A 25,509-nucleotide genomic window follows, 5' to 3' on the forward strand; every position below is an offset into this window, starting at 1 on the left:
GTAATCTAACACAGTAAAATTACTGTAATTTTCCTAAAACGCTTACAAAGTATGCGATTCCACTAATTGTTAGAAAATAAACTATTTTTAAATAAGTTAATTCAAAAGTATTATAAAGCAAGAAAAAGAGCATATCTATTGAAATAGATATGCTCCAAATATTAGAAGTTTATATTTTGAGGAACCGTAAACTGTATTGGTGAGAGATTTAATTTATTATTCGAAATGTCACTGATAGTCGATGTTGCTGTTTGCGTAACTTCTACTATTTGATTTGCTGTTAAGGCCTGTGCTAGACGTATGGAAACCTGATTGCTTGACTGTCCTGTCATATATACTTGCGCTATTGGGGCTACAGTTCCATTTACCTTCACTTCAAACGAGTTATTTAATGCATTTTTCACTGCTTCATTAAATGTCAGTGTAATTGTATCAAAGCCCGAAACATTTGTATTTAAATATTGCGGTGCGATATTTTCCTTCAAGTAAACAAGTACTGTTTGCGGATCCATCGACACAATAGAATTTAAAGCCCGTAAGTTACTAACCGTTAAATTTGTACCGCGGTCATAAATAATATCGCCCTCTTTAAGTGTTAAATACACTTTATATGGCTCATTATGATTGACGATTGCTCGCTGAATCGTCACACCGTCTAACGCATAGTTTTGTAGATTTGATGCTGATACACCATCCACATGTGTAGAAAATGTAAGGACAATGGTTTTATTGTCAATACTTGATCCCTGTCTTGCATTATACGCAGTTTCAACACTTAATAAAGAAAGTTTTTCTTCTGTTTGTGCAAAGTCCGCGCCTCGCGTAAAGTTTACTTGGTATGCAGGGTTTACCGCCTGCCCATACTCACTCATCACACCTGTAAATGTAGCGCCTACCGAATATGTGTATCCTGCATTTGTTGTAACTCCCGTTAGCGTACTTAAACGTACACGGACAACTTTATCATTAGTAGCTGATTTTTCCAGCTGTCCTACTAAAGGCGCAGCGAGCGGATACGTATAGCCATTCAAAATATAGCTGCCTGTTAGATTTACTTGAGCGAATGCCGCTGTCTCTACATTTCTGTCAAATGCAAATTCCAAATACTCAATACCTTTATCTTTCACTACATTTGTACTTACAATAGAAGGAACTGTCGTATCCGCTACAAAGTTATATGCCGTTGAAAATACATTCACTTCACCGGACAAATCTGTAATATAACGTCCAGGTGTTGTCGAAATAGTTGTATAGCCATTTAAAGAGCCATTTGTAGTTACAATAAATGATTTGGAATCTTCTTTATCTATAACGACACTTGAAATCCCTGGAGAATACGTATTTTGGACAATTGAAATATCTGCAGGTACGATTGTACGGATCTCTTCTGAGAAAGTCAGCTTAAATTTTTTTGCTCCTAATTGTGTAACATTCACTAAATTCGGTACAACGCCGTCTTTATCCCCTTTTGAGATGTACGTTGTTAATGGATTTGGCGAAGATAAATTATTCGCAATATCAACGATTGTCCCAAATGTAACCGTAATTGAAGTACCTGGTGCCAAAAGCTGACCGCGGGCTGTAGCTGCAGATAAATCATAAATAACTTCCGTTGCATTTTTTTCAATTGTACCCTGAATTCCGGAAACAACTGAGCCATCCGCTAATTTAAACTGTGTAACGCCAATCGGATTTGTAACCGGCTCTGTAAAAATTACTTTTACTTTAGTTGCAGCGACATTTTCCACTTTCAATACTGCTGGAGCTGTTTTATCCGCTACAAATGTCGCAATATCATCATATTTATTGAGCTTTTTCGCTGTTGCTGATTCTATCCCATCAACTACTACACGATAGCGACCTTCCATCCCTGTTGTCGCATTAATTGTTACTGTTAATGTACGCTTATCTTCACTTAGTTGTCCTTTTAATAATTGTACTTGTCCAAGGCGATCAATACCTGTTACTGCTACAAGCTTATTAATAGCCGCTGTATTTAACTCTGTCCCTAGCTTTACCGGCTGATTAAACGCTATAGCAATTTGCCCACCGTTCGGATTTGTAACAGAAGAGATTTTTAAATCCGGTACTTCAAATTTTACCTTTGTCGTAAAACTTTGTTCCCCTACTTCAAAAGTTACTTCAGTTTCAACATTTTCTACTAATGGCGTTTTTAACGTTACAATATAAGCTTTGTCATCTGATAATACAACACGCAGTTTATCCGCTGCCTGTACCTCTACTGTCTTAATCGTTAATACCGGCTTTTCTGGCTCTGGTTGAGGTACTTCTACTAACAACATGTTATATAGGAAAGAAGCAAACTGACCACGCTTTGTCGGGTCTTTCGGGTTATATGTTGATTGTTTCGTGACACCATGATAAGCAAGCGTTTTGATCGACTCCTGATGCTCATCTGATGTACGTGATAAATCACTAATATTTGATCTATATTCCGAATCAAGCATTGGCGTTACATAGTCATATTCATTAATAACTTTAAAAGCACGCACTAAAACAGTTGCCATTTGGTCACGACGCAACTGATCACGGTGCATAAGCGCACCATTACTCCCCTGGAATACACCGACATCCTTTACTAATGCCGCATACTGTAGAAGTTCATCCTGAGATTTTGCCGTTAAGTCGGTAAAGCGCATTTTCGTTTTGTAATCTTCCGGTACCTTATGACCTAATGAAACTAAATATTTCCCTAAAAGCTTTACCACATCTGAACGCGTTAAATTTTGATTAGGCTTAAACGTACCATCCGGATAGCCACCAATGATCCCTTGTTCCGCCAATGAAGTAATCGCATTTTCATGACCGCTTCCTTTAATATCTGAAAATGATGCTGCACTAGCTACTGGAACAATTGCAGTAGATGCTAGAACAACAGCTGTTGCTGATGCTAGAAATCTAGTATTTTTTTTCATATGTAATTCCTCCAATTTTATAAGTTTATAGTTTTATATATGTAATAACTTTATTTGATTATGACTAACTTCAGATATTACTAGATTTGAATTATCCAAATAAACTGTTTGATCTTTATCGATTAAAGCAAACTCTACGACAACTACTTCTTCATATTTCCAATTTTTAAAGAGTGATATTACTTCTTTACAATGAATTTCTAGAACATTCATTTTTGATTGAAAATAACCTTGAACTTCCAGTAAGAGCCCATTTATTTTCAATTGACTAAAAAAATGCATACTAATCCCTCCATAGTAAATATTGTATAGAATTATACTATATTTTACAAATTTTCTCACAAAAAAAAAGCTCCCTCTATTAAAAATAGAGGAAGCCGAAAATCGAAACTGCTAATATTACTTAGCTTTTACTTCGATATTTAATTTTTGAGCGTTAGCGCGTGCGCCTTTATCTGTAACAGATGCGTTACCGATAACTTTTACAGCTACAGTATCTACTAATGAGAAGTTAATTGCATCAGATAAAGTTACACGGATTGTGTTTTCTTTACCAGCTACTGGAGTTGCATTTGCTAATGTAGTACGAGAAGCTTGACCATCAACGATTAATGAGAAGTCAGAAGCGAATGTACCGCCGAATTGAACAGCTTCATTATATGTTAATTCGATTGTTTGGTTATCTACGATTACTGCAGAAGTTAATTCTGGAGCTTTTGTATCTTGTACAGCAATTGTTTGCTCATAAGCTTTAACTGTTTTAGTGCCAGCTAAGTTTTGAACGTTTGATACTTTCATTACAGCTGTGTTGTTATCAGCAGTAATTGTACCTTCAGCTAATGTGATTGTCGCTACACGGTTGTTGTCAGAAATTGTAATTGTAGCACCAGTTAATGCTTTACCATCTAATGTGTAGTTAGCTAAATCAGTTGCAGAACCTGCTACTGCGCCACCTTTTACTGCTTCTGGGAAAGTAACTTTAATTGTGTCAGCAGAAGTTGTATCGAATGAGCCTGCAGCCATTACAAATTCAGTTGAAGTTTTAGCAGTACCAAAGTCAAATGTCATGTTGAATGCATCTGATTTGTTAGCAGCTAAAGCTAAATCAGTTACTAAGTCTTTGTTGAATGTTACAGCTAGTTTACCTTCAACTAATACTGGAGTAGCAAATTTGAATGATACTTTCTTAGAACCTTTTTCAACTGAACCAGTTAAAGAGTTTAATGTAGAATCTACTTTACCTTCAGCGTTAACAACAGTTGCAATTGTACCGAAGTTAATACCAGATTTAGCAGCTAATGCTTCGTTGAATTCTACAACGATTTCTTCTACTTTACCATCTTCATCAACAATGATGTCATAGCCAGTTGCTACTGGTTTAACAGCGTCTTTTGTTAATGTAACAGATTTTGTAGTAGCAGCAAATTTGTTACCTAAAGCATCAGTCATTGTACCGCCTAATACTACAGTGAAAGTACGTGAATCTTTGTTAGCAAAGATTGTGTTGTCGTCTAATTCTACTAAGAATTGTTTGTTGTCAGATTTTTCTACAACTGTTGCAGTATCACTTGTTACAGCACCTAATAATTCGTCTTTAACAATACCGTTAACTAATGCAGCTTTTACAGAATCAACGTTCATTGCTTTGTCGAAAGTTACTAAAATAGCGTTGTCGCCAGCAGCTTCGATTGTTGCTGTTGGAGCTACAGTATCTACAGTTACTTCAAATGCTTTTGAAGCTTTAACTGATTTGTTACCAGCAGTATCTACTACATTGAATAATTCAACAGTGTGAGATTTACCAGCTTCAACTGTAACGCCTTCTAAAGTAACAGTTTTGCCTTCAACAGTAATTTTGTTAGAAGCTACATCAGTACCATTGATTTTCGCAGCACCGATTGAAGCTTTTTCAGATAAAGTTACTACTACAGTTTCTGTAGCTTTACCTTTTGTTACAGCTTTAACTGAAACGATTGATGGAGCTACTTCATCTTTGTAAGTTACTACAGATACGTATTTAGCAGTTTTTACTAAACGATCTTTAGCAGTACGGATAGGTTCTACTACTACAGCAGCATCTTTAACATTAATTGCTGATTGAGAAGTTAATGTTAATGTTTTACCGTCTTCAGATAAATTAGCTGTATCTAAAGTTGTACCTTGGATAGATACTTTGTTGTTAATATCAGATTTTAATACTGCTTCGCTGAATTTAACTTCAACAGTTACGCCGTCAACGATGTTAACTGACATTACTTTTGGAGCTTCAACTTTGAAAGTTACTGTAGCAGTATATTCTTTACCGTCGATTGTGAAAGTTACTTTAGTTGCTTCGTTAGCTTCTAAAGCTTTTTCTAATGCAACTACATGAGTAGAATCATCAGATAAAGTAACGTTTAAAGTTTTAGCATCTACTGCTACTGCTTCTTTAACAGTTAACTCAACAGAAGTGTTGATTGTTTTGTTTAAGAATGATGCGAATTGGCCACGAGTTACTGTATTTTTAGGGTTGAAGTTTTCAACTACAGAAATACCTAAGTCACGTAATGATTGGATAGCTTCACGAGCTTCTGCTTTAGCAGTAGCTAAGTCAGCAACTTTAACGTCTTCGATTTTAGTAGCTAATTCTACTAAAGAAGTTTCGTTGATTGCTTTGAAAGCGCGGTCTAAAACTAGAGCCATATTTTCACGAGTGATTTTGCCACCTGCATTTAATGCACCGTTAGAACCGTTGAATACGCCAGTGTCAGCTACTAATGCAGCATACTTTACTAATTCTTGGTCTTTAGCATCTACAGCTACGTCAGTGAAACGAGCTTTAGTTGCGAAGTCAGCTGGGATTTCAAAACCTTGTTTTTCTACCCATTTACCTAACATTTTAACAACTTGGCCACGAGTTAATTCTTGACCAGGCTTGAATGTACCATCTTCAAATCCTTTAATGATACCCGCTTCAACTAATGCTTCAATGTTTACAGCGTGTGAGTTAGTTTCAGCAACGTCCTTGAATGATGCAGCAGAAGCTACAGGAACGATTGCAGATGCTACTAGAGTAGCTGTAGCAGCAGCTGCTACGAATTTAGTATATTTCTTTGGTTGGTTAGCCATAGAATGATTTCCTCCAATAAAAACAAATTTTTATCATTTACTTACTTTGTGTCTCGTATATTACGATAACATTTTTAAGTATATTAGTAAGAAAATTTAATGTCAATGCTATTTTGTTAAATATCAACAAAACCTTACAAACACTGTTAAATTCAATGTTTAATTATCTGAACTTTCTAGTATTATTATTTACCAATAATTATTTTACATGGGAATAATTAGTTTTATAATATAATATCTATCCCTTTAAAATTTCGTTCCACATTATATTATTGACATTTTTTTGACTTTATAAAGTATTTAATTGGTAAAACTGGTATATATGTTTCCTATTAAAAAGCGAAAAAGCCGCCTCTATGTAAGAGACCGCTTCACCATAAAACAAACCATTAACTTTTAATTTTTCTTTTGTAAAATAAATATGCCCCACCAAATACGCTTAATACTAATGCTAATACAATTAGAATCATACTCCATGATACAGCGTTTTCTTCCTTAGTCATCTCCGCATTTACTCCCTTAGTAGCTGCTGATGCAATGAGCGGTTCTTCAGTTTGATCTACCTCAACTTCCCCTGCATTTTGCTGCTCAGCGATTAAGCTTTGCAATAGCGGTAATGTATTTTCATAAACTTGATACTTTTTAGTATCGATTAAATCAAGATTTGAAATAGTATCAATATATACCCATTCCATTCCGGATTTAAATGGAAGGCGCTTGAACACGACATAACCTTCCTGCAATTGTTCACCTGCAATTAACATTTGTTCGTTTGATTCTGTTACGGTTACATCAATAGGCATTTGATAATCAGCAAATCCAAGTACATCATATGCATTTTCGAACTGATCTACACTTAATAACTGTCGGTAAACATATGTGTCAGATGGTCCCTCATCCCCCTCTACAGGAAACTGGTACACCTTTTCATTGAGAAATCTATCCTTATCCAAAGCCAATGCATTAAATTCATCGGTATTAATAGTTGCTCCATAAAAATCCCCAATAATATTTTCGATTAGTGACCGATCAATATATTGTATATTTGGCTGTAGAGAGTCCACGTTACCTTTAGTGAATTGGCTAGCTCCATAACCTGGCAAACCATATTTCATTCCTTCTTCTACATTTTTTATCATTGTATATGCATTGCGCGAAACAGCCTTTTCATAAGGCATTTCTAGGAATACTGATTGGGCAAGCTTTAATTTCAGCGTTTCTATTTCTCCGGATAGCATTTCGGTCTTCTTCAATGAAGTCGCATTAGATGCTAAATTCAGCAATTCATTTTTTGCCCGGTTTAAATCAAACGTATATTTATCCGAAAGCGATGCTGAATTATAATCATCACTGTAGATTATTTTTGTACCCTTAGCCTTTTCGTACTTCGCAAAAAATTCCTTATACTCTTTTTCTGAAACTTCCACTGTTTTAACACCATTTGATAAGTGGAATTTTTCTAAATAGACCGTTTCATCATATTCATTCTTTTTTTCTCCGCCATAGAAATCTTTTGAGGTTACCTGTTCATGTGTAAAGGTAAGCTCTGAAAGTTTTCCATTGCTTGATTGCACGACAAAATAAGTATGCATATATGTATTAGCAACTATTTCGTATGAACTTTCCCCTTCACTAGCTTCATAATAATCCGTTTTTGCCTGATCATTTAATTCCGATAATTTAAGTTTCTTTTCGGAGTTTGTCTGTGCATGATGAAATAAATAATAATCTGTCGTATCTTTCAATACGGTTAAACCATGTTTTAAGTTTTTTTGATATATGACTGAATTGCCACTGTATATCTTTTCAATATATTGTCCTTTTGAAGGATCCGCATCAACAATGATATATAAATCTTCTATACCATCTTGTGTAAAATCATTCACTAATGCATAAACGAGATTCTCTGTCCCCTCAAGCAATTTATAATATATCGAGTAAATGGAAAGTAAGTCTTCTGCAAATGGCGTTATGGCTTCATTCCGCACCCAGCCAATCCGACCATTATATTCAACTTTCGCCCAACTATCCTCCTGACGTATTAGCTTCACTCGACCGCCCTGTTTCAATACCGCTACCTTCATACCATCCGGATTTGCTGTAGCTGTCATGTTGGTCCCTTGCTCAGCAGAAATAATGGCAAACTTCACTTCCTCTGCACCTACATCGCCTGCAAACCCAATCCCACTGAATAAAACTATAATAAATAGCATAAAGCTTTTTTTCATTAAAATTTACCACTCATTCCTTTAATATCCTTACGAAGTAATTTTAACAAAAATAGGGTTACTAAATGTGGATAATTTATGTTTATTTATAAATCGGCAGTGATAATTGCCTACAGGTATAATTTTGTATATACATATTAATTCATTTTCTTAACTAGAAAGTCTTATAATGGATTTAGCCCTCTAGGGACTGTAAATAAATGTGTTATTTCCTTTAACTTAGGGTACTTATCATATGTTATTAAAATTATTGAGGTGAATTTATGTACGAGTTCAAATTTTGGCAGCAGCTTTCTCACCCCTCACAACTAATACATAACCTGGAAAGCAGCGAAGATCATAAACTTAAAGGGTATTTAACAAGTGTTTGGGTAATTTTTGGCTTTACGTTACTTTTCTTTATTGTACGTAACTTTTGGGGGATGAACACTGCGGATGTAACCGCTCTACTTGTAAATGGTGAAGGTCATTTATATAGTTTTGCCCGCATGATGTCTTTATTTGGGGCCATTTTAGCAGGCGTTTTATTTTTTGTTTTCCATTATTATGTCATTACATACGTGATTTACTTACTTACGAAAATTCCTTTTCGTTGGATTCAAAAGGTACAACTTTATACGTTATTTTTCATTGTACTTGAGAAAGCTCTGACAATCATCATTTTTGCAGTTGCAGGTTTTTCCACTCCATTCACATTGTTCTCATTAGCTCCGGCTATGGCATACGTGTATTATCAAGAATATTTATTGTTTTTCCTAAACCAATTAACAATCGCAACAATCATTACAGTATGGATACAATACATATTTTTATCGAATTGGGTTGAGCGTCCAAAAGCATTGGTTATAAAATTAATATTGATTCAAGTTATATTTGCATTGTTTGTTGCGTTATATAGCATTCTTCCTGTTTTAACTTGGATTGAAGGGTGGCTTGGTCTGTAATGCTTATTACAAAAAAAGTAAAATTCTTTAGTATACTCGCCCTGTTCATTGTATCGATCAATGGCTATTTACTATTAAAGGACAACGATATTATTTTAAAGAAATACTATATTAATAATGTGCAATTTGCCGTAGCGGAAAATCATGAAAAAGTTTTTGAAACCGAGGCAGTAGTATCATCTAAATATGAACATTTCATCGCAGCACCTGTCCAGTCTATTAGCGAAGTGCTAGTATCAGAAGGGCAAAGCATTAGTGCACTGAGTGAACTCGCGATTTATAAGCCCGAAGAAGCCGAACGTGAAGTAGCGCGACTTCAAACTGACCGGGAAGCTTATGCAAATGAATTAGCTGAATTAGAGAGAATTGTTTCCGATTTACAGTATGAAAGCGGTAGTTCTACACCAAGTACAGCTACAGATTCAACAACACTTGGTGATAATGAAAACTGGAATATTAATTTAACACTAGAGCTTGGAATCGAGCAGAATACACCAACTGCAGAAGGCATCGCAGTTATTCAGCGCTCCATTGCAGAAACCGAGCGCCAGCTTAGTATATTAGATAGTATGATTTCCCAATTAAGCAGTAATAACTCTCTTACCTCTCCAGTTGACGGTGTTGTAAAAGAAATTGTACTCGAGGGCGATTCTATAACCTTTAAAATTCAGTCACAAGAAAAGAAAGTTGTGGCCTATGTAACATATAAAGACTGGCAGGAAATCGAAATTGGACAATCTGCTACAATTTCTTTTGATGGTAAGGAAGAGACTAACGTTGAAGGTCATATATTGGAAAAGCAGCAAATCCCAGCACGGAATTCAATAGCATTTGACGAAATGATCAAAAAGAAAAAGATCAATCGTGATGAGACGGTCTATGAAGTTAGTATTGAACCTACTGATTTGTTATTAGAAAAGCCTATAGGTACTCTAGCTACAGCAAAAATTACAACAATAGAAGCTAATGATAGTTTCCAAGTACGAGATCATTGGCTTGTCCGATATAAGGGGGACAATACAGAAAATCTGATCTATGCAGTTGGGGACGATGGAAGAACGAAGCTTGAGCCTGTCGATGTCATATTTAAGCATAAAGCAGAAATCAAGCAAAAGGATTTTATGTATGAAGAATCGGTTGAGGAAAACTCTGAAGAGACTAAGATACCTGCTGAACCGCGTATTCAAACTGTTCAACTAAAAGATCCAGACGAAAAAGAAGATGAGCCTACTAATCACGATTTGGAAGATACAGCCGTCTTCACAGCACCTATTGCTTCAAATCAGATTTTTATAGACGGAGATGAAAAAAACCTGTTTGCTCCGACATTCAGACCATATCCATTGCAGAAATTTGACTGGGACTATGTAGATGTCACGTGGAGAGAAACGTTATGGTATTTAATAAAATAGCGAGTGTTTGAGAATAAAGCAAGCGGGTAAAGTCAGAAATAAATAATGACTCCCGCTCTTTTTTGTAAACATAACCACTCACGAAAATAAATAGAAATAAAAAGGAGTAGAAACGAATGACAAAAAGAATGACAAAAACTTTCCTGGCCGCTACTTTCTTCGCTTCTGCATTATTCATAGCCAGCGATGACGCTTCTGCCAAAAAGACATTTTATGATGTAGAAAATAGCCGAAATTCCCACACAGAAGCTATTCAATATTTAAATAACCTTAACGTTTATGACTATAAATCCGGCAATCAGTTTAACTTTAGCCGCCCGGTTTCACGAGCAGAAGCATCGAAAATTCTTCATACAATATTATCAAATGATTCAAATTTAGCTATTCCGAAAATACGCTCTTATAATAATCAATTAAAGGATTTAATAAATTCAACCACTTTCTCTAAAGAAATTATTTGGGCATATGAAGCAGGTATTTTTGACGGCGATGAATACGGCAACTTCAATCCCGATCAGGCAGTAAAACGTTCACATCTATCAAAAATTTTAGTAGAAAGCTTTAAACTAAAAGGAAAAGATACTTATAGTTTTAGAGATGTTTCAAAATCTAGCTGGTATTACGACTATGTCAATATTTTGGCAAGTCTCGGTATTACAACAGGTAATGAATCGAATCGTTTTTTACCGAACAATAATGTAACGAGTGCGCAAATGGCTACTTTTTTATATCGTACACTAAACTATAAAAATACTGGACAAGTAGGTGGAAACACCCCTCCCCCACCAGCTGCCGAAAAACCTGATACAGCCACAACAACTTACAATAGTGAATATGACTTTGCCTGGAAACAGACTGGCAAAAATATAGATTTCGAGCTAGAGGGCGTTGATAACAATAAAATTGTCGCACGATATATGACGAAAGAAGGAAAAAGCTTCTTCGGTGCTCAGGATTTAAAAATAGGAACCGCTACTGCAACGCAAGTAAAGGCAAAATACGGAACAAAAAATGCATCAGTACTTCGCGGAAACGTTAATTATAATACCGCATCGTCCAATGAATACAATTTCTATTTGATTGATGATTATTATGTGACATTTTTCTATGATTTGCATAAAAAGAATGTAATCCGTTCGATTTTATATGTACACAAAGATTATGAAGTGAAAAAGGATGGCTTCTACGGAAATATTTCCGATACGCAAAAGCATTCCGAGCAACTAATGGTCGAGCTCATGAACCAAGCACGTGCTGCTGAAGGCGTTCAGCCATTAACCCATTCACCGCAATGGGCCGCCATTGCCCGAAAACATAGTAAGGATATGATTGATAACAATTATTTCTCCCATACGAGTCTTTCAGGGGCCTCTCCTTATGACCGCATGCTTAGCGGTGGGATGAGTAAAGCTGAGCTTAGAACATGGGGCGAAAATATTTCATATGGCCACTATAATGTAATTTATGCACATGAAGGCTTTATGAACAGTAAAGGACATCGTGACAACCTGTTACAATCTCGTTTCAACAATGCGATTGTAGGCTTGGAGTATAGTAGTAAGAAGGCACCTTACTTTACGATTAATTTTTATTAGATAATAAGTAATGAAAACACATTTCGCCTCACGAAAGCGAAATGTGTTTTCATTGTTCAAGTGCTGATTCATTAACTAAGGAATTAGTCCATCCACCAGTCAAATTGTTCATACCACTTTAATAGATTTTCATCATGCGCATACATTATTTTCTCTAATGGAAAAAGCTCTTCATGTATTTCACGCATTAGTAATTTTATATCGATTTTGTTGTTAGAGTGATAATACAATTCAGTTAATGCTAAGAGAATATGTTTATATTCATCATATAAAGGAATCGTATAAAGAGCTATATCAAGAGAATCAGCTGGTTTTATTTGAGGTAATCTTGACCATAGTTCAATTATTAATGAGTTAATAATATCCGTTTCATGTGGAATTGAGCTTCTCAAGTAATTGGTTGTTTTATGAAAAATATAATTATAAAGTTGAACAGCGTCATTATTTCTTTCCTTAGCTACTAACCATTCAGAAGCCATAGCCCCAACCATATATAAGTGAATTATTTGCTTATCCTTTTTATAAGTTGCATTCTTTGGTATACCCCACCCCTCTGAAATATGATTTATCCGATTTACTGCAAGTTTCAAACTTTCCAATGGTATATCGTGTTGTGCTAATATTCCTGCTGAAAGCCATAAAAATTGATAATCATCTAAATCCTTTTGAAGATTATAAGACCAAAAGAGTTCATCGTTCTCGATCATGGTTAAATATGCTTCCCAAAGCTTCTTGCTATTTTTCGAATCAGGTACCTCAAAGTGCAGTAGCATTCCGACTAAAAGAGAAGTGTGTGTTTGTTTACTAATAAAAAACTCAATAGAATCATTCAAATGGGTTGATAGATGCTCTATACAGGCCTTCCTTATATCTAAATTTTTTTTCTGTAGAGGAAGAGTTTCTATTTGAATACTACTAAGTATAATTTGTACAATTTCAGTGAGTAATTCATTATTTATAACCGACAACTCTTTTAAAAATTGCTGAATATTTATTTCTTCGTTAGTTTCAAAATATTCATTTATTAATAATGTTGCGAGCAATTTTATTTCTTCTTTACTTTTTTCACGATGATTAAGTCGGGAATACTCGAAAAGAATGATTAAACCCTCTTTCAAATCCTCAAATTGATTTCTTAATTGTACTGATTCATTTGATTTAAGGTCAGAGTATGTTTCAACTTCCAGTCCTAAAGAATTTAAAACACGTAAAGCCATTGACGCTGATAACTTCGACCAGAACTCAACTGGATAATTCATCAGATATTTACTTCTCTCACTCTTTTTTTGTATCTATCCCGTTGATTATTACTGTTATGGAATTGCCAGTCTTCTGAAATCATATAAATCCTCCAAGCATAAATAATCTATTTATTTGACTCATCACCATAAAACGGAGTTGCTTTTCCAATAAATTTTCACTTGATTGGTGGGCTACGGTAAGACAGCGCTAAAGCCACGTGATACATGTCTTTATCACTGCCTTTATTGCCGTTTGCGAGGCCCACCAATCCCCAAATTTTGCCCTCGTTATAAAGTGTAGTAAAAAATACCTAATTAAGCCGCTTGCGCTATCACGAGGCGGTATTTTGTCATCCCAAACTTACGTTAATGAATCATTCGATTTACTTTTAATTTAATTTTTACCACAATATTATTTTGTCCTCATAAATTAACTGCTTATACGTATCAAATAATTTCACATTAACTTCTTTTACTATGTATGGTAATTTAATATGCATCTTATTTTCTAGAATCACTCTTTTTATTCGAAAGCCTTGACCAGAAATGCGAATATCCGTAATTTCAATTTCCCCGTCAATAATTGTTTTTCCCATTCTTTCGTAAAATGAGAGAATAACTGATGCTTCTTTTGGAATTCCTATTATTTTTATCATCCTTAAGTAGGGGTTTGGAAGTGCCATTAGCATTGCACCAAAGTATTCTTTATAAATAGACAAATTAAAACCGAGGTATTTTTCAGTCAAAGTATCTACCTTAAAAATGTCTTGCGCATTTAATTGACTTGATATTATTTGTTTGTCATCAAGAGTTGCCCATACCCGAAATGCAACAGATCTTTTCGGTAATATATATTCCAAATGCGTGCTTGGATATTTTGTTACTTTTGTTAAAATAGGACTTATTTTTTCAATTGAATCTATTGTTAAATTATCTTGTGAATTACTTGGAGATCTTTGCGAAATTTTAGGATTAAGAAAATAGGTCAACCCATCTTCCGGGTTATTTTTAAACTCTCTACTCATATAAAGTGTTCGATGTTGATCAAGTTTAAAATATACAAAGGGTACACTTTCCCCATTTTTTCTCATTGATTCAATTGGAAGTGAGTATTGCTGTTCAAATGGACAAAGTTCTACAATAGAGAAGACATTATAGTATTTATCTTCTATTCGATGATGCATCCATAATGTTGTTATTTCTGTTCTTGAATATTCTTGAATCAACGATTTTATATGTAAACCCATAACAATCCTCCCCTATATTTCTAGTATTCACTTTGCGCCATTGCATTATTTTAGCATCTATTTACCTATTTAAATTAAATGTCCACTATAATAGACTTTTTTATTATTTAAATAAAAAAAGTAGAATTTCTCACCATTGTTAATGGATAGAAATTCTACTTTTCAAGAATTATTTTTTTGTTATCTGAAAGGCAATCTCTAAGTTTTTATTCGTCTTCTTTTCAACTTGAAAATTTAATTTTTCTAAAAGTGCAATACACTGCTTTTGTTTATTACTCATATTGAAATATCCTAAATATGTTATAACCTTTTCTAAATCTTCTGTAGCTCGCTTTTTATTTGTAACTATTTCAAGAACTTCACGGAAATATATCCGCATCGTTTGAAAGTACATATCATTTTGCAACACTTCCTCCATTTCCTCATACTCTTTATAATATTTTACAGCCACTGGGAAATTCGATTCTAGTATATTTTTATTAATAATATTTAAAAGAAGCATTGCGTATTCATTCCGGTATCTTCTTAATATACGGAAGTTTGTTATTATGTCTTTACTACGCTTAAACACAATATCAATCAAATCTTGTGAGAAGTAATTAATTGAATTGGAAAATAACATAATTTCATAATAACCCCATGAATCACAATTCATTAAATAATTACTTAATTGTTCGAAATCTTCGGATGGTGATTCGTTTTTTAGTATACGCAGCATATTTTCTACCATAATTTTATAATGGTAATACTTAATATTATTTGTTCTCTTATACTCTTCGCTTAATTTATTTATTAACAATATTAATCCTTCGATATCTTTTTTGTAATATACAGAAGCGATATCGGTAAACAAATGAAATTCAACACTTTCTTTTTGTGTATGAAGAACATAAAACTCGTCTAGTGAAATATTTAAACGATCCAATAAGATGAAAAACTTGCTTACCGTTGTATCACTCTCACCTTTCTCAAAATTGCTGCGAGCTTGGCGAGATAAAAGGTCCGTATAAAGCGATTGAGAAGGTATTTTTTTGGCTAGTCTTAATCGCTTGATTGTCTCACCAATATTATTCATTTCCATCCCTTTACACCTCTTGTCTAACAATTATTTACAATAATTATACCATAAAATTAAATACTACAATATAATATAATTGCAAATATATGGTATTAAAGGATAAACATTTAGGAAATAGAAAAAACCAGTTTCTTTTCCTGAATTTCTAGGAAGATACTGGTTTTCTGAATTAAATTCTAGTCTTTTAAATCACTATTTTAACCGTTTCAATAATTGTTCTTTTTCTTTACCATTCGGCAACTCACGTACTATTTTCATTGCTAAATTACGATTTGTCTCTGATTTTTTCTTCTCATAATTTGCGACACGTGTTTTTGCTTTTGCCATATTATTATTTACGGTTTTTTTAATTTTCAATTCGAGCTTTGAACGTTCCTTATCATCAAATACAGCTTTTATGGAATTTTCAGCATTTATATAATTTTTCAATGTCTGTTTTTTCTCATATGCAGAAATTTTAGCTGTTGCTTGCTTTACTGCAGTTTGTACTTGCTTCTTCATTTTTTCCATTAGCTCAGATTTGACAGACGAATCCGGTAAGCTATTAATTGAAAATAGAGCATAATCATAATGTTTTTTGGTTGGTTGCTTTTCATATTGTGCTAAGCCATCAATCGCTTTTTTGGCAAACTGTTGCAACCCCTCATTTAATGCCGCTTCAAGCTCCTGCTTCGGCTTTAGCGAAGGCAACTTTTTTAATTCGGTCTCCGCTTTTTTATAATTATAATTTGTTTTATTTCTGTTAAATACATTTACAGCATTAGTAGCCGGCTCAAATAATCTAGCAATAGTAGCGTCTAGTTGCTTTTGCTTGTGGAGCTTTATATCAACTGACACTACTCCTTCTAAAAGGCCGATTAATTGATTATATTTCTGCTCAGTAGGAGTTCTAACAAAGTCCGCTAATATTTGATCGATTTGCGAAATGATTGTTTGTTGCGATTTATTCCAGTCATTTTTTAATGCTAACTTTTCTATTGTATTAGGCATTGTTTCGATTTTACTTATCGTAGATGTTGCCGATAAGTCACTATTTAACATCTCACTCATCATCATACTATTTGGCATTTTAAATTTCGGTAGCCCATACCCATATAATGAATCATATCCAACTTCCCCTAAATCTTCTGCAATATAACGTAACCCATCACGTAATTCTGTCGCTGTTGCATAAGGATATTGCTCCATTAACAGTGCAAGCACCCCTGTAATATGAGGTGTTGCCATTGAAGTTCCGTTATATGTTGCATATTGCCCATTTAAATATGTACTGTAAATCTCTTCACCTGGGGCAGCAAAGTCATTTGTATTCCCTGTCCCACTAAATGAAGAACGTTTGAATTGTCGATTAATCGAGGCTACAGATATTACTTCATCATGACGCGCCGGGTAATTAATTGTATTTCCCGTTCCGCTGTCATTCCCTTCATTACCGCTTGCAGCTACAATCATAATGCCGTGGTCAGCCGCCTTTTTTACTCCTTCATGAAGAGATTTTGCATATTCTAAATCACCAAAACTTAAATTAATGATATGCATCTTGTTTTCAATTGCCCAGTCAATTGCTTTTAAGACATCGGCTACATCGCCTTTGCCATCTTTTCCAATTGCTTTTAAAGCATAAACTTCAGCATTTGGTGCAATTCCAGCTACACCAATTCCATTGTGCTTCCCAACAATAATACCCGCAACATGAGTACCATGCCCGTGATCATCCTCATAACTATTTCCGACAAAGGAAGCCCCTCCTACAACTGTAAGGTCTGAATGGTTTGCAACTCCAGAATCGATAATTGCTATCTTTACCCCTTTACCAGTAAACCCAGCATTCCACCCATTCTGGACATCCATCGCTTTTAAATTCCAACGTTCCAATTCAGTAGATGATATGTTTGCTACTTTAAACTGATTTTGAATAGAAAAGGATTTATTTTCTTCATAAAATACAATATGTTTATCACTTATTAATTCTTGTAATACATCTTTAGAAATATTAATTTCCAGCAAAGGAAGCTGACTATATTCCTTAACGACCGAATCCGATTGTTGTATAATGAACTTCTTATCATGCTCTTTTTCATATTTTACAATAATATTTGTTTGTTGGTCCGAAGCAGCTTCCCCACTAGAGAACGGTGTTAATATCATCATTCCTAAAAGCATAATAATTCCTAAAAAAACTTTCTTCATACTTTCCACCTCTTACTTAATAAGTATAGATTACCTATATATAACGTACCATATTCATCAAAAAAACCCAGCCTCTACTTTATAACTTTTAGAGACTGGGAACTATATTAATATTTTAATCTTTTATTAAGATTGATAACCACTACTTAAATTCAATATCCTCTGCTGAAGCTCCCTTTGTATACGTAATGTTCGCTCCTTCAGGTAAATTACGGATTTCTTTTATATTTTTTCCTTCAATAATAATTTTTCCTATTGGCGTTCCTTTAAAATCAATAATTGCCTTCCCTTTTTTCGGACTGATCGTGACTGTTTTGTCCGCAAAACCTTCTCCGTGGAATTCTGCATATTGACTAAATACTGCAACTCCATTTTTAATATCCGTATTCTTCCCTAAAGTGAGAGAAATACTTGGACGATTCATGATTAACTTACCTGTTTTGTAGTTTTGATAGCTATAGATATCTTCAGGTACGATTGGTGCTGGTGTCTCTTCTTTTCCTGCCTTTAAGTCTATTTGCACTAATACTGGATCATGGTCAGATGCACGACCCTGCGCTTCTGTGAAGTTCGCATTAATATGAATCAAATCAATCTCTGTTTTATCAGCAAGATTATTCGATACTAAAATATGATCCAGCACTTGATTGTTCCCTTGGAAGTAGTAAGTGAAACGATCTTCCTCCGGTGCTTTATCCACCATATTTGTTAAAATATCACCCTTTAATGTTTCAAGTGCCGGTGTGAATTCAAAGTCATTCATATCACCTGCTACGACAACATTTAAATCTGGATCTTTTGCAAGCCCTTCATTGATAAAATCATTGATTGCCTGTGCAAGCTCAAGGCGTTCCGGTACAGACCCTAGAACTGGTGGCTGTGTTGGTCCCCAAAGTGAATCATCGCCACCTTTAGAGTTTAAATGTGCTCCAATAACGATAATTCGTTCTTCTTGGAATTCAAATTCTGCTGCAATTGGTTTACGTGTATCTTCAAATTTTGATGGATCGACAAAACCTGGATTCAATGTCAGGCTTCCATCTGCTGTCCATGAGTTTGCTTGATTACCCGTTCCTTTTACACCTTCCACAAGTGATACACGTGTTGGGTTGTATAAGTAACCTACACGGATATTGCCGCCTGGTGCACCGCCAACTGTGTTGTTAATTGGCGTAACGTCAGTCCAATCATAAGAAGGACCACCTGCAGCTATAATTGCGTTAATTAAACGCATATAACTTTCCGATGCATCTGCATTGCCTGAATCAATTTGACCATCATTATCTTGTACTTCCACTAATGTGATAATATCTGGTGACTTCATATTATGCACAAAGCTTGAGGCAATTTTTCTTACTTTTTCATCTGGCGTATTGGCACTATTATTCGAGAAATTCTCGATATTATAAGCTGCGACATTCAGCTTGTCTGCTACTGGCTCGAGATGTGTTACTTCTTGCTGAATATTTGCCTTTGTTACTTCCGGGAATATTTTATTCGTATTCAGTCGGTAGCCATCCGAGAAATTTTCTACAAATCCAATCAGTTCTTCATTAAAACGATCGCCTGATTCATAATTTTTACCTGCTACCCCTTCAAGCATAATTTTCTCCGGGTTGTAATCATCGGCAGCAATATTTAAACCACCATTTACGTTAAATGTGTTATTTGTTGTACTTGGTACGACGATCGGAGAATCATTATTGTAGATTGGTCCAATTACTCTCGCGTCAGGGAATGATACACGCATGTACTCGATTGATTCCCAGAAATCAATCCCGTCTTCCTGTGGATCAAAAATTGCAAAACTATCATTGTCGATAATTTTGTTCGGAGGGAATAAATCCTCTCCTATTACAAGAGGTTCTGGCATTACTGTATTACCTGTTTTTGTAATTATTGTTGCTGAAATTTGCGTATCTTTTAAACGCGTATTTCCACCTACTTCAATTACATCTCCTGAAACTTCCACAATGTCTCCAACTGCCACATTATGTGCTGATTTATTTACTTTAATCGCTGTTGACTTTACGCCATCGAAAGCCGACTCATCTTCTTGCATAATAAAGCTAGATGAATCAATAACAAAAGTTATGACCCCTTCTACATCATTTACGGAAAAACCTAGATACGGGGATGTATGACCCGCCCCTTGAATATCACTAATTGTGGCATTCTCAATATCAATAATTTCGTAAACAAACGTTGCAATGGCACTGTTTGTTAAGCCTTCTTTCACTGCAATCGCTTTAATCGTCATCGGATTATTAACGGTAATTTCACCTGTGTACTTTGTACTTGCTGTAGTTGGCGTTGAGCCATCCACTGTGTAATAAATTGTTGCACCTTCTGTAATTGTAGAAAGCGTTACATTCGTACCCGCTGTTACTCCCCCAATATGAGAAGCTTGAATGTCCTGAACTTTTGTTGTATCTTCAATAATTTGAATCGGAAGAAGCTGATGATTTGTAAATTGCCCAACGATTCCCGTAATTTCACCGTACGTTTTACCTGTAACCAAACCTGAATTTCTTGTTTTATCATAAATAGCGAATGTACCAGCCGTGTCTGTTCCTGTGAAATTTTGGCCTGATCCAGTAATCGCTACATTTTTTATCGTTACAAGTTTTGATTCATTTTCTTCTGCAATGCCTGCACTTGTCACAATATGTGGCTGTGGTACTGCCGATAAAATTGGTGTGCCTACGAGCTTAATATTAGTTAATTGTTTTAATCCACTGTACTCGGCCACTTTGCCTTGAACCGTTACAAGGTCTCCCACCTTAGCAGAAAGACTATCAACAGGGTAAATTGCAATAGCTGCCCCATCTTCATCTTGAATATGGGCAGTAGCTGTTTCGAGCTTTGCTGTCACAATACCTGATACAGTTACTACTTCCCCGATTGCAGCTTTACGTGCATCACCAATAGAAATAATTTCTACATCTGGAGGATCGGTTGGCTCAACAGGCTCAGTTGGATTATCTCCCACAAAACTTATGGCAGATAAAGATTTTATACCTGCATGGTTGCCAAAGTATTTTTCCAACGAGCCAGTTAATTTAATTTTAGCCCCTAAATTACTTGGGTTCGATTTTAAACCAAATTCTGCTCTAAATGTAGAAGGTGAAGATGGTAATTGAATATAAAGCATCTTCGCCACATCGGTTTCACCAGGTGTTTGTGCTATCGCAATATTCGTATCGCTTTCTGCTTCTACCACATAAGATGTTTCACTTTTGGCAAACCCTACTATATAACCCTCTACTGTAACATTTGGCTTAACAGCTGTTGCATCAAACAAACTGATAGCTTCATCAACACCAATGGCCTCTGTCGTTTCCGCATTAACAACTGCCAGATGAGGTAAAATCATCGATATAACAAGTAAAAATGATAATGCAATTTTAGAAATGAAATGATTAAATCCTGTTTTTTTCATTCTTTAAGCTCCTTATCTTGTTTTATAGTTTGCTAAAAACTCTTCATATTACTACAAAGGTTACATATCCTCTCCTTTATTACACTATTCTTATAAATTACTATAGTTAACGAATATATTTTAACAGGAAAATGTTAAATAAATTGTAAGTTAATATGAATTTTTAGAATTATAATAAAAATATATATTTGATACTATTATCCTTCTAAATAATGCATTACTTAATACCTTCTATTAGCTTAAAAATTTATGTAATTTGAACGGTCAGCTTTATCGAGCAAATTGACAATGTAAATTTTATTGTAAATTAATAAAATTTCTATAATCGGTTAATCTATAGAGTGAAAAGGTGAAGTCATATTCATGATTGGCTTTTTCAAAACTTAATGAAGGTTGAGGTATCAAATATGAGCAAAAATTCTAACAAAATTATTGTTAAGAAGGCACGTACTGTAAATAAGTTACAAGTAAATCAGCAGCTACGTCAAAAGTTCCTGCATGAAGAATTTGGTTCTGAATTACATCCCGATTCAGCAAATCCTCTTGCAGAAAAGCAAAGATCTACTGAAGAAAATCAACCTGTCAGTGAACGCACAGCTTGGAACTAGTTTATATTTGAATACATTCAACACATTAACGAGATGGAATCAAGGTGTATGTGCCTTGGTTTCTTTTCTTTGTGTAGAGGCGGATGCTCAGAAGCGGTTTCTACATACCCCTTGAAATCTTCTATATTTTTGGCGATTTAGTCTACTTTTCCTTTTATACTTTCTACTTCTTTTAATGAAAGGTTAACTTTATTCAGAAAATGTTCTACTTTTATTAGAAAAGCCACTTTTGGGTAATTACTAATTAAAAAGTGAGCACTAAACATTCCATACATATCAGATGAACTTACTAGATATTTATGTTAAAGTAAAATTTATACAGAGATAGTCTAAAAATAGTAGTGAAAAGGAGCTTGAGAAAATGAGAACTATTCCATATTTAGTAGATGGCGACTGGTTAGAAGAACGTTTAAAAGATCCTAACTTGCGCTTAATCGATGCCTCTACTTTTTTAAAAATTCCAGAAGGCCAAGGTTTCCCAGAATTATGGTCTGGTTTTGAAGCCTATCAAGAAGAACACATCCCGGGAGCTGCTTATGCTGATTTACTGAAAGATTTCACTAATCATGAAGGGGCGGCACCATTTACAATTGCAACCCGAGAACAATTTCTAAAAGCAGTGGAACCATTAGGAATTACCGATGAAACATATGTAGTAATCTATGACCGTGGACCATTAGTAAATGTTGATATATTAGCATCCGATTGGTCTGCACGCTTACGCTGGCAGTTAAAATATGAAGGCTTCGATAATGTAGCTGTGCTAGACGGTGGTTTCCGTAAATGGAAGCTAGACGGACGCCCTACAGAATCCGGTATTTCAGAATATGTACCTGCACCATTTTCTGGAGAACGCCGTGAACAGTTAATTGTCACAAAAGAAGATGTAAAAGCTGCTTTAGGTGATGAAAACATAATATTAATCAATAGTTTGTCAGAGGCAGATTTCCGTGGCGAAACAACGACATACCCGCGTCCTGGTCATATCCCTGGAAGCAAGCATGCCTTTTTCGGGGCTCATTCTAATCCGGAAACTCGTTTACTTAATGATGATGCTACATTACAAGCAACTTTTGAAAAGTTAGGCGCACTTGATCCAAACAAAAAAGTCATTACTTACTGTGGTGGCGGAATAGCCGCGACATGGAATGCATTATTGTTGAATAAATTGGGGCAAGAAAATGTGGCTGTTTATGATGGGTCTTTGAATGAATGGGCTAGTGATGAGAGTTGTCCGTTGGTGACGGGGTAAGTGAGACAATTAGTCTGTAAAATGGATTTGTGTGAAATTGAACCGTAAAAACCCCATTAAATAAAATCATGGGCTACACTAAGTTGAAGGATAAAATAAAGACTTGTAAACTTAGACTATAACATTAAGGGAGCGCTTATTATGCCACGAAAGTCGAGAATTTACAGCACTGATTATATCGTTTTTTCATACCTTCGATAAATCTATAACTATCTGGATATTTAAAATTCCTAGTAATAACGTTTGTTTTAATACTTTTAAAGCGAACTCTTTTTCCTTTTTATGGATTACTCAAACTTTTGATGAGAAGGGGTTAAACACTTCTATTTATCCACTGTTTTATATTTTTTAACCCATCGCTCCACTTCTTTTACTTTGAAGTTGAACTTTTAAACTATTACCACCTGGCTATCATCACTATTTAAGTAAGATTTAACTCCTTTTAATTTGAATTCAGAATTAGTTTTTCTGGTTCTAAGTCAAATGTTGGGGTGAAATCATTTCTAAACCGATTTCATCCCACATGACCACCCATATTTTTATACTTTAAATTTAATAAAATCTTGGCCTTAAAGTGATCGAAACGTCTGAATCCATACGCATTCCGTTTCATCACTTTTGTTTTGTTGTTAATGCCCTCCAGAAAACCATTGGAATAGCCAAATGTAAAGCTATTCAAGATTTCTGTCTGCCAATTTTTAAATGTCTGAATTGCACGTTTAAATGCAGGAATTCCTGATTCTTCAACTTGTTTGTAGAACTGAAGGAGTCCCTCTTTAATCTTTGATACATCGGGTTCTTTTTTGGCCTGATCAAACCATTCACAGTAGGCTTGTTTTAGTTGATACGCTACTTTTAATAAAGGAGACATCTCTGTATAGCGGGTTAAGTAAAATTGATCCGTTTCTTTCAGCTTTTCTGGACGTTTATAGAGCACATGCCGCATTCTTTTACACTTTTTCCGGTCGTATTCGTGCCAGTCCTTTTGAACTTCTCGACGAACCGAATCTAACGTCCAATAAATAGAACGACAATAATGAAAGCGATCTGCCACAATGACCGGTCTTCCTAAAGACTGACGGACCGCTGATTTAAAGGAAGGGCTCATATCCATCACAACGATTTCCACTTCACTTCCGTAGCGCTTTAAATAATCTTTAATGGTTTCTTTCCGGCGATTTGGCAAAATATCGATTGGTTCTTTGGTTTCGGCATTGGCAATAATCAATTGATATTTTCCTGCGTCGGTATCGCCTTTATATTCATCAATCGCAATCGCTTTTGGCAATTGAACACCATGCACCATTTCTTTATGGGCCATTTTCTTAAAGCGACGAATCACGGTTGTGCTCGAGGTACCTGTAACCTCCGCTGCTTCTTTAAATGTCTTCGCTTTAATCGCGCGAATGCTTAACGCTTGATTCGCTTCTTTGGTAAAACGTTGATACCGCTCAATAAAGGATGCTTTTTCAGCGAAGCGCTTTCCACAATCGCATGCATAACGACGACGCTTATAAAAGATGACGGTCATTCGCTCAAACCATTTTAGGTGCTTAATTTTTTGAATCCGGTAATCGTGCACTTTCGTAGTCCATTGTTGGCAGGCTGGACATTGATGCGCCTGACGAGGTAGTTCAATCGAAATTGCCATCCCCATCTCTAACTCTTCAATTTTTGTAATTTCTACATCTTTTAATCCTGGAATATTCATGTTAAAATTCATACAGCACAAATCACCTTTCTATTGCTTGTTTCTCGACAATTCAAGTATATAAAAAAGTGTGATTTTGTGCTTTTTTTATTGTGAAATTGTTTGAATACCCCAACAAATATTATAGAACCGTTTTTCTTAGAAATAGAATCCCCCTCTAAGTAACCTTTTAACTACAGGTTACTTAGAGAGGGAAATATTATAATCTAATTTCGAGCTTTTTTATATTTGTTCATGATAGTATTTTAACAATAATTTGCTCAATGCTCACCAAAGGAAGGGAAATCTATTAGATAAATTTTACAATCCCACCTTGAATAACAAACGTTTGATTCATGTTTAATGTAGTTGCAAAATGTACACCTCTAGTAGCAACATTATCCAGATTTTTCGTTACGTTTATTGTATAAATAGTAGAATTTTTCGCGCCATCTGTTAACTCTACTTGTAACAGGTTTCCACTTGTTAACGCTGCGATATCTACCTTATCTAGTGCTTCCTTATTTCCTACTGCACC

Annotated in this window: 16 protein-coding genes; 5 read left to right on the plus strand and 11 right to left on the minus strand. The window is 35.0% G+C overall.

The genetic code is table 11. The features are described from left to right. Nucleotides 1–161: 161 nt before the first annotated feature. From H9635_RS03305 to H9635_RS03320, 4 genes are all read right to left on the minus strand, one after another. Nucleotides 162–2,936 (minus strand): S-layer homology domain-containing protein, encoded by a 2,775-nt coding sequence (locus H9635_RS03305; RefSeq protein ID WP_191698713.1) that lies wholly within the window; start codon nt 2,934–2,936, stop codon nt 162–164. A 33-nt stretch (nt 2,937–2,969) separates the two neighbouring features. Further along, complete coding sequence (locus H9635_RS03310; RefSeq protein WP_191698714.1) at nt 2,970–3,218, minus strand: hypothetical protein; 249 nt, start codon at nt 3,216–3,218, stop codon at nt 2,970–2,972. A gap of 117 nt (nt 3,219–3,335) precedes the next feature. Then, entirely contained in the window at nt 3,336–6,044 is a 2,709-nt protein-coding gene (locus H9635_RS03315; RefSeq protein ID WP_191698715.1) for an S-layer homology domain-containing protein, read from the minus strand. A gap of 389 nt (nt 6,045–6,433) precedes the next feature. Beyond that, complete coding sequence (locus H9635_RS03320) at nt 6,434–8,257, minus strand: SH3 domain-containing protein (protein WP_191698716.1); 1,824 nt, start codon at nt 8,255–8,257, stop codon at nt 6,434–6,436. 278 nt (nt 8,258–8,535) lie between these two features. Here H9635_RS03320 and H9635_RS03325 point away from each other — a divergent pair, with 278 nt between their 5' ends. The 3 genes from H9635_RS03325 to H9635_RS03335 all read left to right on the plus strand — a co-directional run bounded on the left by H9635_RS03325 (nt 8,536) and on the right by H9635_RS03335 (nt 12,223). Beyond that, on the plus strand, nt 8,536–9,216 hold the full coding sequence (locus H9635_RS03325) for an amino acid transporter (RefSeq protein WP_191698717.1): 681 nt from the start codon (nt 8,536–8,538) through the stop codon (nt 9,214–9,216). Then, complete coding sequence (locus H9635_RS03330; protein ID WP_191698718.1) at nt 9,216–10,628, plus strand: efflux RND transporter periplasmic adaptor subunit; 1,413 nt, start codon at nt 9,216–9,218, stop codon at nt 10,626–10,628. Before H9635_RS03325 ends, H9635_RS03330 begins: the two co-directional genes overlap by 1 nt. Nucleotides 10,629–10,744: 116 nt before the next feature. Further along, nucleotides 10,745–12,223 (plus strand): S-layer homology domain-containing protein, encoded by a 1,479-nt coding sequence (locus tag H9635_RS03335; RefSeq protein WP_191698719.1) that lies wholly within the window; start codon nt 10,745–10,747, stop codon nt 12,221–12,223. 83 nt (nt 12,224–12,306) lie between these two features. Here the strand turns inward: H9635_RS03335 and H9635_RS03340 are convergent, their stop codons facing one another. The 5 genes from H9635_RS03340 to H9635_RS03360 form a co-directional block, all read right to left on the minus strand. After that, nucleotides 12,307–13,440, minus strand: a complete 1,134-nt coding sequence (locus H9635_RS03340) for a hypothetical protein (protein WP_191698720.1) — start codon at nt 13,438–13,440, stop codon at nt 12,307–12,309. A gap of 425 nt (nt 13,441–13,865) precedes the next feature. Next, the gene (locus tag H9635_RS03345; protein ID WP_191698721.1) at nt 13,866–14,711 is read right to left on the minus strand and encodes a hypothetical protein; all 846 of its coding nucleotides are present in this window, start codon (nt 14,709–14,711) and stop codon (nt 13,866–13,868) included. Between the two features lie 169 nt (nt 14,712–14,880). After that, nucleotides 14,881–15,786 carry a helix-turn-helix domain-containing protein gene (locus H9635_RS03350; protein ID WP_191698722.1) on the minus strand — a complete coding sequence of 302 codons (906 nt, stop codon included), beginning with the start codon at nt 15,784–15,786 and terminating at the stop codon, nt 14,881–14,883. Nucleotides 15,787–15,981: 195 nt separating this feature from the next. Next, a complete protein-coding gene (locus H9635_RS03355) occupies nt 15,982–17,979 on the minus strand; it encodes a S8 family peptidase (RefSeq protein ID WP_191698723.1) in 1,998 nt (665 codons plus the stop codon). A 142-nt stretch (nt 17,980–18,121) separates the two neighbouring features. Continuing rightward, nucleotides 18,122–21,421 (minus strand): DUF6359 domain-containing protein, encoded by a 3,300-nt coding sequence (locus H9635_RS03360; RefSeq protein ID WP_191698724.1) that lies wholly within the window; start codon nt 21,419–21,421, stop codon nt 18,122–18,124. 407 nt (nt 21,422–21,828) lie between these two features. Between H9635_RS03360 and H9635_RS03365 the strand changes: the two genes are divergently transcribed. Together H9635_RS03365 and H9635_RS03370 are read left to right on the plus strand one after the other, a co-directional pair. Next, nucleotides 21,829–22,029 carry a hypothetical protein gene (locus H9635_RS03365; protein ID WP_191698725.1) on the plus strand — a complete coding sequence of 67 codons (201 nt, stop codon included), beginning with the start codon at nt 21,829–21,831 and terminating at the stop codon, nt 22,027–22,029. A gap of 361 nt (nt 22,030–22,390) precedes the next feature. Further along, nucleotides 22,391–23,281: a sulfurtransferase gene (locus H9635_RS03370; RefSeq protein WP_191698726.1), complete on the plus strand. Its 891-nt coding sequence runs from the start codon at nt 22,391–22,393 to the stop codon at nt 23,279–23,281. Between the two features lie 514 nt (nt 23,282–23,795). On the opposite strand, the gene H9635_RS03375 is transcribed toward H9635_RS03370, so the two are convergent. After that, nucleotides 23,796–25,004, minus strand: a complete 1,209-nt coding sequence (locus H9635_RS03375) for an ISL3 family transposase (protein WP_191698727.1) — start codon at nt 25,002–25,004, stop codon at nt 23,796–23,798. 277 nt (nt 25,005–25,281) lie between these two features. Beyond that, on the minus strand, nt 25,282–25,509 hold a 228-nt coding region (locus H9635_RS03380), incomplete at its 5' end, for a hypothetical protein (protein ID WP_191698728.1).

The sequence above is a fragment of the Solibacillus faecavium genome, from assembly GCF_014836905.1.
Classification (GTDB): Bacteria; Bacillota; Bacilli; order Bacillales_A; family Planococcaceae; genus Solibacillus; species Solibacillus faecavium.